Source organism: Streptomyces pilosus (genome assembly GCF_014649835.1).
Lineage (GTDB): Bacteria > Actinomycetota > Actinomycetes > Streptomycetales > Streptomycetaceae > Streptomyces > Streptomyces pilosus.
Genome location: NZ_BMTU01000001.1, coordinates 224,764 through 237,443, shown reverse-complemented (window position 1 = coordinate 237,443; position 12,680 = coordinate 224,764). Strand labels below are relative to the sequence as shown.

General features: G+C 73.6%; 8 protein-coding genes. 5 read left to right on the top strand and 3 right to left on the bottom strand.

Annotated elements, in window-relative coordinates:
- The first annotated feature begins 43 nt into the window (after positions 1 to 43).
- The gene (polA, locus tag IE118_RS01120) at positions 44 to 2,773 is read left to right on the top strand and encodes a DNA polymerase I (protein WP_189555295.1); all 2,730 of its coding nucleotides are present in this window, start codon (positions 44 to 46) and stop codon (positions 2,771 to 2,773) included.
- A 110-nt stretch (positions 2,774 to 2,883) separates the two neighbouring features.
- Positions 2,884 to 3,291 carry a hypothetical protein gene (locus tag IE118_RS01115; RefSeq protein WP_189555294.1) on the top strand — a complete coding sequence of 136 codons (408 nt, stop codon included), beginning with the start codon at positions 2,884 to 2,886 and terminating at the stop codon, positions 3,289 to 3,291.
- On the opposite strand, the gene IE118_RS01110 is transcribed toward IE118_RS01115, so the two are convergent.
- A complete protein-coding gene (locus tag IE118_RS01110; RefSeq protein ID WP_189556040.1) occupies positions 3,206 to 4,093 on the bottom strand; it encodes a DUF4184 family protein in 888 nt (295 codons plus the stop codon). The genes IE118_RS01115 and IE118_RS01110 overlap by 86 nt on opposite strands.
- A gap of 265 nt (positions 4,094 to 4,358) precedes the next feature.
- Between IE118_RS01110 and IE118_RS01105 the strand changes: the two genes are divergently transcribed.
- Entirely contained in the window at positions 4,359 to 6,146 is a 1,788-nt protein-coding gene (locus tag IE118_RS01105) for a lytic transglycosylase domain-containing protein (RefSeq protein ID WP_189555293.1), read from the top strand.
- Between the two features lie 19 nt (positions 6,147 to 6,165).
- Here IE118_RS01105 and hrpB read toward each other — a convergent pair whose 3' ends face one another.
- Together hrpB and IE118_RS01095 are read right to left on the bottom strand one after the other, a co-directional pair.
- The gene (gene hrpB, locus IE118_RS01100; RefSeq protein WP_189555292.1) at positions 6,166 to 8,745 is read right to left on the bottom strand and encodes an ATP-dependent helicase HrpB; all 2,580 of its coding nucleotides are present in this window, start codon (positions 8,743 to 8,745) and stop codon (positions 6,166 to 6,168) included.
- A gap of 4 nt (positions 8,746 to 8,749) precedes the next feature.
- Positions 8,750 to 9,562 (bottom strand): class I SAM-dependent methyltransferase, encoded by an 813-nt coding sequence (locus IE118_RS01095; protein WP_189556039.1) that lies wholly within the window; start codon positions 9,560 to 9,562, stop codon positions 8,750 to 8,752.
- A 365-nt stretch (positions 9,563 to 9,927) separates the two neighbouring features.
- Here IE118_RS01095 and rpsA point away from each other — a divergent pair, with 365 nt between their 5' ends.
- Together rpsA and IE118_RS01085 are read left to right on the top strand one after the other, a co-directional pair.
- Positions 9,928 to 11,421, top strand: coding sequence for a 30S ribosomal protein S1 (gene rpsA / locus IE118_RS01090; RefSeq protein WP_189555291.1), 1,494 nt, complete (start codon positions 9,928 to 9,930; stop codon positions 11,419 to 11,421).
- 261 nt (positions 11,422 to 11,682) lie between these two features.
- Positions 11,683 to 12,621 (top strand): PAC2 family protein, encoded by a 939-nt coding sequence (locus IE118_RS01085; protein ID WP_189555290.1) that lies wholly within the window; start codon positions 11,683 to 11,685, stop codon positions 12,619 to 12,621.
- Positions 12,622 to 12,680 lie beyond the last annotated feature (59 nt).

The window sequence follows — 12,680 nt, the reverse complement described above, 5'->3', positions numbered from 1 at the left end:
CGGCCGGGACCGAGTGTCAGTGACACATGGCAGGATCGGACCTGTGGCAGAGACAGCATCGAAGAAGAGCGACCAGACCCCCGGCGGCTCCCGTCCCCGCCTGATGCTCATGGACGGGCACTCACTCGCGTACCGCGCGTTCTTCGCGCTGCCCGCGGAGAACTTCACCACCGCGACGGGCCAGCCGACCAACGCGATCTACGGCTTCGCCTCGATGCTGGCCAACACGCTCCGTGACGAGGCTCCCACCCACTTCGCCGTCGCCTTCGACGTCTCCCGCAAGACATGGCGCTCGGAGGAGTTCACCGAGTACAAGGCGAACCGCTCCAAGACCCCCGACGAGTTCAGGGGCCAGGTCGAGCTGATCGGCGAACTGCTCGACGCGATGCACGCGCAGCGCTTCGCCGTCGAGGGCTTCGAGGCCGACGACGTCATCGCCACCCTCGCCACCCGGGCGGAGGCCGAGGGCTTCGAGGTGCTGATCGTCACCGGTGACCGCGACTCCTTCCAGCTGGTCTCCGAGCACACCACCGTGCTCTACCCCACCAAGGGCGTCTCCGAGCTGACCCGGTTCACCCCGGAGAAGGTCTTCGAGAAGTACGGCCTGACCCCCGCCCAGTACCCGGACTTCGCCGCGCTGCGCGGCGACCCGTCCGACAACCTGCCCGGCATTCCGGGCGTCGGCGAGAAGACCGCCGCGAAGTGGATCAACCAGTTCGGTTCCTTCGCCGAGCTGGTCGAGCGCGTCGACGAGGTCAAGGGCAAGGCCGGGCAGAACCTGCGCGACCACCTGGAGTCCGTCAAGCTCAACCGCAGGCTCACCGAGCTGGAGCGCGGCGTCGAGCTGCCCGGGACCGTGCTCGACCTGGAGCGGACCGCCTACGACCGCAAGGCCGTGGCGATGATCCTCGACACCCTGGAGATCAGGAACCCCTCGCTGCGCGAGCGGCTGTTCGCCGTCGACCCGGGCGCCGCCGAGGCCGAGACCACCCCCGTCGTCACCGAGGGCGTGGAGCTGGACGGCACCGTGCTCGGCACGGGCGAGCTGACCGGCTGGCTCGCGGAGCACGGCACCGGCGGTCCCCTCGGAGTCGCCACCGTCGGCACCTGGGCCCTCGGCACCGGCTCCGTCGCCGAGGTCGCCCTGGCCGCGGCCGACGGGCCGGCCGCCTGGTTCGACCCGTCCGAGCTGGACGAGGCCGACGAGCGGGCGTTCACCGCGTGGCTCGCCGACGCGGAGCGCCCCAAGGTGTTCCACAACGCCAAGGGCGCGATGCGCGTCTTCGCCGAGCACGGCTGGACCGTCGAGGGCGTCACCATGGACACCGCCCTCGCCGCGTACCTGGTCAAGCCGGGCCGCCGTTCCTTCGACCTGGACGCGCTGTCCCTGGAGTACCTGCACCGCGAGCTGGCGCCCGCCACCGCGCCCGACGGGCAGCTGGCCTTCGGCGCGGACGACGGCGCGGAGGCCGAGGCACTGATGGTGCAGGCCCGCGCCATCCTCGACCTCGGCGCGGCCTTCGAGGGGCGCCTGGAGGAGGTGGGCGCGGCGGACCTGCTCCGCGACATGGAGCTGCCCACGTCCGCGCTGCTCGCCCGCATGGAGCGGCACGGCATCGCGGCCGACCGGGACCACCTCCAGGCCATGGAGCAGATGTTCGCGGGCGCCGTGCAGCAGGCGGTGAAGGAGGCCCACGCGGCGGCGGGGCACGAGTTCAACCTGGGCTCGCCCAAGCAGCTCCAGGAGGTCCTCTTCGGTGAGCTGGCGCTGCCGAAGACGAAGAAGACGAAGACCGGCTACACCACCGACGCCGACGCGCTGGCCTGGCTGGCGGGCCAGACGGACAACGAACTGCCGGTGATCATGCTCCGCCACCGTGAGCAGGCGAAGCTGCGGGTCACGGTCGAGGGCCTGATCAAGACGATCGCCGCGGACGGCCGCATCCACACCACGTTCAACCAGACCGTCGCCGCGACGGGCCGGCTGTCCTCCACGGACCCCAACCTGCAGAACATCCCGGTCCGCACGGACGAGGGGCGCGCGATCCGCCGCGGGTTCGTGGTCGGCGAGGGCTTCGAGTCGCTCCTCACCGCCGACTACAGTCAGATCGAACTCCGCGTGATGGCCCACCTCTCCGAGGACGCCGGCCTGATCGAGGCGTTCACCTCGGGCGAGGACCTGCACACCACGGCCGCCGCGCAGGTGTTCTCCGTGGAGCAGTCCGCGGTGGACGCGGAGATGCGCCGCAAGATCAAGGCGATGTCGTACGGCCTGGCGTACGGACTGTCGGCGTTCGGCCTGTCCCAGCAGCTGAACATCGAGGCGGCGGAGGCCCGCGCCCTGATGGACGCGTACTTCGAGCGCTTCGGCGGCGTACGGGACTATCTGCGCCGGGTCGTCGACGAGGCGAGGGCCACGGGCTACACGGCGACGCTGTTCGGCCGCCGCCGCTACCTGCCCGACCTCAACAGCGACAACCGCCAGCGGCGCGAGGCGGCCGAGCGCATGGCGCTCAACGCGCCGATCCAGGGCACGGCGGCGGACATCGTCAAGATCGCCATGCTGAACGTGGACCGCGCCCTGCGCGAGGCGGACCTGCGCTCCCGCATGCTCCTCCAGGTCCACGACGAGATCGTGCTGGAACTCGCCCCCGGCGAGCGTGCCCCGGTCGAGGACCTGGTCCGCCGCGAAATGGCCTCCGCCGTCCAGCTCCGCGTCCCCCTGGGCGTCTCCGTGGGCGCGGGCCCCGACTGGGAATCCGCAGCCCACTGACCCGCCGCTACGGCGGCCGGCCCCCACGGTGTCCGGCCGCCGGACGGGGTTTCACTCGCGTGGACCCCGCGGGCACGCCCTCGGGCGGCCCGGCCGACAGGATGCGACGCATGGGTATACGCATGCTTCACCGCACAGCGGCACCCCCGCGGGCCGACGCCTACGGACCCGCCCTCGAGGCGTTTCCGCCGGTTCCGGTCTTCGCGGCCGCCGCAAGCACCGCCCGCATCCCCACCACCCTCGCGACCGCGCTCCGCGACGCCGCCGCGGTCCTCGGCCGCCGGAGAGGCGGCCGCACCACCACCGGCGAGCCGCCCGCCTGGCGGCTGTGGGCCGAACTGGCCCGCGCCCGTCTCGCCCTCGTGAGAAGCCTGCTGCCCGGGCCCCGCCCCGTCCGCACCGTCACCGTGTTCGTCGCGGCGAGCGAGACCCTCAGCGTGCGGCAGTACGGTCAGGCCGCCGCGTGCCGGGCCCTTCCGGCTCCGCCGTGGCCGGGGTGGCCGGACGCCACGCCCTGACGGCCAGCGCGTACAACGGGAGCGCGAGGACCAGCCCCGCGCCGGCGCCGAAGCACACCGTGGGGATCAGTTCCCAGGGCTTCGCGGTCGATCCCCAGTAGGCCCACCACCGCGAGGCCCGCTGCACCGCCCCCGCCACCGCACACCCGCCGAGCAGCGCCGCGGCCGCCCACCGGTCGGCACCGGAGAGCGCCGGCACCCCCACCGGCCCGGCCGCGACATCCGTCGCCTCCGCGGCCCCCGGCCCCGTCCGGCGCAGCGCCCGCGCCAGGAACAGCGCGATCACGACCGCGGCCACCGCCGAACCGCCGTACTGCAGGTACCAGTACAGCGGCGACCCCGCGAACTCCTCGCCCAGCACGGGGAACACCCGCATCCCCCACCGGTCGAGGTGCGTGAACGCGTCCCACACCACGTGCGTCGACGCGCCCAGCGCCGCCGAGACGTACCAGCGCGCCACCAGCGGGGGACGGACGCGCGCACGGGGCACCCCACAGCGCGCCAGGGCCGCCACGCGCGCCTGCCGAGCCCGCGGCAACAGCGCCACCAGCGGTTCGCGCACCAGCAGCCACAGCCCCACCAGTGCCCAGGCGATGAGCACATCGACCGTGAGGACACCCCAGGAAGCGTGCGTCACCTCGCCGAACTCCATCGCGTCCGGCAGGACACTCGCCGCGTAATAGGTCATGTCGGGAGCGAAGGTGCCCGCGACGAGCACCGAGGGCACCAGCCCGCCCCGGCCGCTCCCGTCGGTGCGCACGGCCGGCAGGACCGCCGCCGCATGGCTCAGCGTGAACGGCAACTCGGCTCCCAGCGGCAGGCGTTCGTCGGAAGGCCCCAGTATGCGGGACGTCCCGCTCCGGTCCGGTCGCAACAGAAACGTGGCCAACCGGTGAATATCGGTCATCAACGGGTGTCGGCGCAAAGGAAGTTGTCGTAGGGTCGCGAGGGTCGCCGCGCCGGACGACCGCGCAGGGCAACCGGCGGGCGGGGAAGAACGTCACGACAGGGCGGACACGACACACACGTCGACGGGCGCCACGGCGTCCACGGGAGGGGTTCACTCTATGGCGGCGCAATTCGGCAGGAGGCTGTGCAAGGGAGCCGCGACCACCGCCGTTGCCGCGGCAGCGGTGGCGGCCCTGTCAGCGTCCCAGGCTCCCGGCGTCACAGCCGACGGTCAGGGCCGGCAGACCGCCTCCGACGCCACCCCCTCGTCCGAGCAGGGCGCCGACGGCGGCAGCGCGACCGGCAACTCGCCGTACTACACGGACCTGCCGCCCCTCAACAGCCCCAACCCCTCGCCGAGCAGCGGCACCGGCACGATCGACCCGGCGGCGGCCGAGGCCGGCATACCCGCGACCGTCCTCGACGCCTACAAGCAGGCCGAGGCGGCACTGCGCGAGAAGAAGCCCGGCTGCAACCTGCCCTGGCAACTCCTCGCCGCCATCGGCAAGGTGGAGTCCGGTCAGGCCCGCGGCGGACGGGTCGACGCCGACGGCACCACCCTCTCGCCCATCCTCGGCCCCCAGCTCGACGGCAACGGCTTCGCCCTCATCAAGGACACCGACGACGGCGCCCACGACGGCAACAGCACCTACGACCAGGCCGTCGGGCCGATGCAGTTCATCCCCTCCACCTGGGCGTGGGCGGGCCGCGACGGCAACGCGGACGGCCGCAAGGACCCCAACAACATCTACGACGCCGCCCTCTCCGCCGGCCACTACCTGTGCCGCTTCGACTGGGACCTGTCCGACCGGGGCGATCTGCGGAAGGCGATCCTCAGCTACAACAACTCGACGGACTACCTCAACACCGTCCTGTCGTGGCTGGAGTACTACCGCAAGGGCACCCACGAGATCCCCGACGGCTCCGGCACGCTGCCCGGGGACCGCAGCGACAGCGGGACGGTGGTGCGTCCCTCCTCGCCGGCCCCGGCCGCTCCGCCCGTCTCGGCCACTCCGCCGGCGCCCAAGCCCACCCCCGAGCCCACGCCGGCGCCCGGCAAGCCGGGCGGACAGACCCCGAAGCCGACGGACCCGGGCAGCGGCAGCCCGACCACCCCGCCGCCGGCCACCACCCCGCCGACCCCCACCGACACGGTGCACCACCTGGAGGCCGCGGGCGGCACGATGCTCACCGCGACGGCGGGCGGCACCTTCGACGAGAGGATCGGCGCCCGCGCGGAGACGGACGCCGGCAAGGCGGTGGCCAGGGTGCGCATCCGCTTCACCATCCAGGGCGACACCGACACCACGTTCACCGGCGGCGAGAGCGTGGCCACCGTGGTCACCAACACCTCGGGCGTCGCCGTGGCGCCCGCGCTCCGGGCCGGTGAGAGGACCGGCGCGTTCGCCGTCCGCGCCGTCGTGGTGGGCCGCGACATCCCGGGCGTCGCCTACAAGGCGAACGTCACCGAACGCGCCGCCGACGCCCTAGTCCGCACCGGTGACGCGGCGCTCACGTGCACCCCGGGCGGCGCGTTCGCCGAGCAGGTCGAACTCAAGGCCACCTACGGCGGCGCCGCCGCCGGCAAGGTCGCCGCCACCGCCACGCTCGTCACCTCCGCCGACGACCCGTCCGAGAACGACAAGGGCCCCTACTTCAAGGACGCCGACGGCCAGGCGGTCCGCACGCTGAAGGGGCTCAGGACCGACGCGGACGGACTGCTGAAGCTGCCGCGGCTGTACGCGGACGACACCACCGGCACGTTCCTGCTCCGTGTCACCACCGCGGGCGGAGCGACCGTCACGGTCGAACTGACCGTGGCCGCCGCCGGGACGGGGGCCGAGACCGGAACCGGGACCGGGACCGAGGCACCCGCCCCGGCCCCGTCGACGGACCCCGCCGCCTGACGGCGCGCCGGCGCACGGCTCAGCGCCTGAGCCGTGCGCTCGTGTGCCGGGTCGGCTCGGCCGCGGCCGGGTCCTCGGGCCAGGGGTGCTTGGGGTAGCGGCCGCGCAGCTCGGCCCGCACGCCCCTGTAGCCGTCACGCCAGAAGGAGGCGAGGTCGGCGGTCACGGCGGCGGGACGCCCGGCCGGGGACAGCAGGTGCACCAGCAGCGGAACCCCGGCCACCCGGGGCGACTCCTGGAGCCCGAACATCTCCTGGAGCTTCACCGCGAGCACCGGCCGCTCCGGATCCGCGTAGTCGACCCGGACCGCGGACCCGCTGGGCACGGTGATCCGCTCCGGTGCGAGCTCGTCGAGCCGGGCGGCCTCACCGGACGCCCACGGCAGCAGCCGCCCCAGCGCCTGCCCGGCGTCGATCCGCGCGAGGTCGGCCCGCCGCCGCGCGCGGCCCAGCTCCGGCTCCAGCCACTCCTCCACGCGCGCGTGGAGCGCCTCGTCGGACACATCGGGCCACGGTGCGCCGAGCCGGCCGTGCAGGAAGGCCAGCCGCTGCCGCAGGACGACCGCCCCGGCCGGCCACCGCAACAGCCCGAACCCCTCCCGCCGCAGCCCGTCGAGCAGCGCCTCCCGCACGAGGGACGGTTCGGCGCCCGTGTGCGGCCGTACGGTCAGCTCCACCGCCCCGAGCCGCTCGACCTCCCGCGCGACGACGTCCCCGCCGGCCCAGCGGACCTCCGCGCGGCGCTCCAGCAGCGCGCCCGCCGCGTAGCGCGCGATCCCCTCGTCGACGACCGCCCCGAGACCGACGCGCGCGTGCCCGCGCCCCACCGGCCGGTCGGCCACGGCCACGGCGACCCACTCCGCACCCCGCAGTCCGGAGCCGGCCCCCGGCTCGGCCCGGGTCCCGCCCGCCATCAGGTACGAACCGCCGTCCGCCCGGGCGACCCGCTCGGGGAACGCGAGCGCCACCACCAGCCCGACCCGCCCGTCCTCCCCGCCGGCCCCCGCCGCGAGCGGATCACCGCCCGTGGGGCGCACCGGACCCGTCGGCCCCGGCGCGTCCCCGGCCGTACCGGGGCCACCGACGACACCGGCGTCCCGGGGCACGAGCCCCCGCAGGCGGCCGGCCTCCGTGCGCCACCGGGCGGCGTACGCGTCGCCGCCGCGGCGCGCGGTGCGCAGGGCGGCCGCCAGGTCGTCCCCGTACGCGCGCGGCGGCTCCTCGCCGACCAGGGCGACCACCTCGGCGGCGAGACCCGGACCCACCACCGGCGCCGCGTCCAGCAGGGCACGCCCCAGCCGGGGATGCAGCCCCAGCCGTGACAACCGGGCACCGCGCGCCGTCGCACGGCCCCGCGCGTCCACCGCGCCGATCGCCGTCAGCGTGGACCGGGCCGCCGCCATCGCACCCGCCGGCGGGGCGTCCAGCAGCGCCAGGCCGGAGGCGTCCGGATCGCCCCAGCAGGCCGCCTGGAGCGCGAACGCCGTCAGGTCGGCCACCTTGATCTCGGGGGAGGGGTACCGCGGCAGCCGCGCGTCCTCCGCCTCCGCCCAGCAGCGGTACACCACGCCCGGTGCCTCACGCCCGGCACGGCCCGCCCGCTGCCGCCCGGAGGCCCGCGAGGCCCGGACCGTCGTCAGCGCGCTCAGCCCCCGCGCGTGGTCGACCCGCGGCTCGCGCGCGAGGCCCGCGTCCACGACCACCCGCACCCCGGGCACCGTCAGCGACGACTCCGCCACCGCCGTCGCCAGCACCACACGGCGCCGGTCCCCGCCGGTCAGCACCGCGTCCTGCACGGCCGCCGGCGCCCGCCCGTGCACCTGGAGCACCTCGACCCCGTCCGGGCTGCCGAGCTGCCCGGCCACCCGGGCGATCTCGCCGACCCCCGGCAGGAACACCAGTACGTCCCCGTCCCGCTCGGCCAGCGCCCGCCGCACCACCGCCGCCACGTGCGTCAGCAGAGCCGGGTCGACCCGCATCCCGTGCGGCGGCCGCACCGCGCCCGCGGGCGGCGCCCACACGACCTCCACCGGGTACGCCGCACCGCGCGCCTCGACCACCGGCGCACCGCCCAGCAGCCTGGCCCAGCCCGCCGCGTCCGTCGTGGCCGACGCGGCCACCAGCCGCAGCTCCGGGCGGAGCGTCTCGCGCACGTCCCACAGGAACGCCGCCGCCGTGTCCGCGTCCAGGTGCCGCTCGTGGCACTCGTCGAGCACCACCGCGTCCACCCCGGACAGCTCCTGGTCGCGCTGGAGGCGCTGCAGGAGCACACCGGTCGTGACCACCTCCACGCGGGTGTCCGGCCCCACCACCCGCTCCCCGCGCACGGTGAAACCGACGGACCCGCCGACCCGCTCGCCCAGCAGCCACGCCATCCGCCGGGCCGCCGCCCGGGCCGCGATCCGCCGCGGCTCGGCGACCACCACCCGCCGCGCGGGACCCGCCCCGAGCAGCCCCGCCAGGACCGGCGGCACCAGCGTCGTCTTGCCGGTGCCGGGCGGCGCCACCAGCACCGCGGTCCCGTGCGTGTCGAGCGCGCCGGTCAGCGCGGGCAGGGCGTCGCGGACGGGCAGGGCGTCCAGGGCGTCATGACGGATCACGCACTCAGTCCCGTACGCACACGAAGATCGCCGTGCCCGGGATCAGTTTCCCGCGCAGCGGGGACCAGCCGCCCCACTCGGAGGTGTTCCAGGCCGGCCATTGCGGCTCCACCAGGTCCACCAGCCGGAACCCCGACGCGACGACGTCCCGCACCCGGTCCCCGATCGTCCTGTGGTGCTCGACGTACACGGCGCGGCCGTCCTCGTCCTGCTCCACGTAGGGCGTGCGGTCGAAGTACGACGCCGACACGCTCAGCCCCTCGGGACCCGGCTCGTCCGGGAACGCCCAGCGGATCGGGTGCGTCACCGAGAACACCAGCCGGCCGCCCGGCCGCAGCACCCGGCGCACCTCGCGCAGCACCAGCCGCGGGTCGGCGACGAAGGGCAGCGCCCCGTACGCCGAGCAGGCCAGGTCGAAGGAGCCGTCCGCGAAGGGCAGCGCGCCCGCGTCGGCGCACACCAGCGGGAACGGCGCGCCGATCCGCAGCGCGTGCTGCAACTGCCGGTGCGAGATGTCCAGCGCCACCGGGCGCGCCCCCTGCGCGGCCAGCCAGCGCGAACACTGCGCCGCGCCGGCGCCCAGCTCCAGGACGTCGCGCCCCTTCAGCTCCTCCGGCGGGCCGAGCAGCTCGGCCTCCACCTCGTCCAGACCCTCGGGACCCCACACGAAGCGGTCGTCGCCGAGAAACGTCCCGTGCTCGGTCTGGTACTCGTCCGCGTTCCGGTCCCACCAGCCACGATTGGCGTGTGAGCTCTCCGCGACACCGGCCTCCCGCCGGGTCGCCTCCGGTTCGGGCGCTACGGGCTCTTGGATGATCGGCTCCCTCGTCGTACTCTTCCGTCCAGCCGGACTCCGGTGTGTCGCGGAGGCGGGTTATCCGCCCCTGTGTGGCCTCGGAGGACGGGAATTGTGCCGGTTATGCGGCGATCCGCCCCGGGTGGGCGGCTTCGCGCATTGACCCTGCCCGGCTGCCCCCGTATGCTACAAGTTGCGCTGCGAGCCTGCGCGCCTCAGACGTAGCAGGCTGCGCTCGCATCTGTTGTATGTCCCCTCGGTTCTCGAGGCGTCGTCGCCAGTATCTGGTGGAGCGCTTCCATGGCTGTCCGGCTTCGGCAGAGCGAAACGGGCTCCGGCGTAGCAGTACCTACGACTTCAATGTCCGTACCGGAGCCCTTTCCCACATGACGAGCAGCACCGAGACCACCGCCACCACCCCGCAGGTAGCGGTCAACGACATCGGTAACGAGGAAGCATTCCTCGCCGCGATCGACGAGACGATCAAGTACTTCAACGACGGCGACATCGTCGACGGCGTCATCGTGAAGGTCGACCGGGACGAGGTCCTGCTCGACATCGGTTACAAGACCGAAGGTGTCATCCCGAGCCGCGAGCTCTCGATCAAGCACGACGTCGACCCCAACGAGGTCGTCGCCGTCGGTGACGAGATCGAGGCCCTTGTTCTCCAGAAGGAGGACAAGGAAGGCCGCCTGATCCTCTCGAAGAAGCGCGCCCAGTACGAGCGTGCCTGGGGCACCATCGAGAAGATCAAGGAAGAGGACGGCATCGTCACCGGTACCGTCATCGAGGTCGTCAAGGGTGGTCTCATCCTCGACATCGGCCTCCGCGGCTTCCTCCCGGCCTCCCTGGTCGAGATGCGCCGTGTCCGCGACCTCCAGCCCTACGTGGGCAAGGAGCTCGAGGCGAAGATCATCGAGCTGGACAAGAACCGCAACAACGTGGTCCTGTCCCGCCGTGCCTGGCTGGAGCAGACCCAGTCCGAGGTGCGCCAGACGTTCCTCACCACCCTCCAGAAGGGTCAGGTCCGTTCCGGCGTCGTCTCCTCGATCGTCAACTTCGGTGCCTTCGTGGACCTGGGTGGCGTCGACGGTCTGGTCCACGTCTCCGAGCTGTCCTGGAAGCACATCGACCACCCGTCCGAGGTTGTCGAGGTCGGCCAGGAAGTCACCGTCGAGGTCCTCGACGTCGACATGGACCGCGAGCGTGTCTCCCTGTCGCTGAAGGCGACCCAGGAAGACCCGTGGCAGCAGTTCGCCCGCACGCACCAGATCGGCCAGGTCGTGCCCGGCAAGGTCACGAAGCTGGTTCCGTTCGGTGCGTTCGTCCGCGTGGACGAGGGCATCGAGGGTCTGGTCCACATCTCCGAGCTGGCCGAGCGCCACGTGGAGATCCCGGAGCAGGTCGTCCAGGTCAACGACGAGATCTTCGTCAAGGTCATCGACATCGACCTCGAGCGCCGTCGCATCAGCCTCTCGCTGAAGCAGGCCAACGAGGCCTTCGGTGCCGACCCGTCGGCGGTCGAGTTCGACCCGACCCTGTACGGCATGGCCGCGTCCTACGACGACCAGGGCAACTACATCTACCCCGAGGGCTTCGACCCCGAGACCAACGACTGGCTCGAGGGCTACGAGACCCAGCGCGAGGCGTGGGAGACCCAGTACGCCGAGGCGCAGTCCCGCTTCGAGCAGCACCAGGCGCAGGTCATCAAGTCCCGCGAGGCGGACGAGAAGGCCGCTGCCGAGGGTGGCGAGGCCGCCGCTCCGGCCGCGTCCGGTGGCGGTTCGTACTCCTCCGAGGGTGGCGACCAGTCCGGCGCGCTCGCCTCGGACGAGGCGCTCGCCGCTCTGCGCGAGAAGCTGGCGGGCGGCCAGAGCTGAACGCTCCCCGCTGACGCCTAGCCGTTGACTGAGGGGCCGTACCCACCCGGGTACGGTCCCTCAGTGCTGCCCCCCCGAGGGGCGCGGGGGACTGCGCGACCCGCCCCACCGGCCCGCGGCCGGCCCGCCGACCCTCCAGGGGCGCGGGGAACAGTGCGGCCGACCCCCACCGGCCCGCGGTCACTCCACCGACCGCCGGAGGGGGAATGCCTGTGGCCCCGAGCACGTTGTCCCGTACGGACACGAGGAGGAGCGGTCACTGTGCTTGATCCGCAGGATTTGTACGCATGGGAGCCGAAGGGGCTCGGCGTCGTCGACATGGCGCTGGCCCAGGAGTCGGCCGGACTAGTCATGCTCTACCACTTCGACGGCTACATCGACGCGGGAGAGACCGGTGACCAGATCGTCGACCGGCTGCTCGACTCGCTGCCCCACCAGCTCGTCGCCCGCTTCGACCACGACCGGCTCATCGACTACCGAGCCCGGCGCCCCCTGCTGACCTTCACCCGCGACCGCTGGAGCGACTACGAGGTGCCCGCCATCGAGGTGCGCCTCGTGCAGGACGCCACCGGCGCGCCCTTCCTGCTGCTGTCCGGGCCCGAGCCGGACGTCGAGTGGGAGCGCTTCGCCGCGGCCGTCCAGCAGATCGTGGAACGCCTCGGCGTCCGCCTGTCGGTGAACTTCCACGGCATCCCCATGGGCGTCCCGCACACCCGCCCGGTCGGCATCACCCCGCACGGCAACCGGACCGACCTCGTCCCGGTGACCAGCAGCGTCTTCGACGAGGCGCAGGTGCCCGGCAGCGCCGAGGCCCTCGTCGAGTACCGGCTCATGCAGGCCGGCCACGACGTCCTGGGTGTCGCCACACACGTGCCGCACTACATCGCGCGGTCCGCCTACCCGGACGCGGCACTGACCGCCCTCGAGACGATCACGGCCGCGACCGGACTCGTCCTGCCCGGCGTCGCGCACGCGCTGCGCACCGACGCCCACCGCACCCAGACCGAGATCGACCGCCAGATCCGGGAGGGCGACGAGGAACTCACCGCCCTCGTCCAGGGCCTCGAGCACCAGTACGACGCGGCGGCCGGTGCGGAGACCCGGGGCAACATGCTCGCGGAGCCGGCGGAGATCCCGTCGGCGGACGAGATCGGGCGCGAGTTCGAGCGCTTCCTCGCGGAGCGGGAGGGCGACCTCTGACGAGCCGGGCCCGGCGCGACCCCGGGCCCGGCGTGCCCCGGCCCGGGCTCGAACACCTA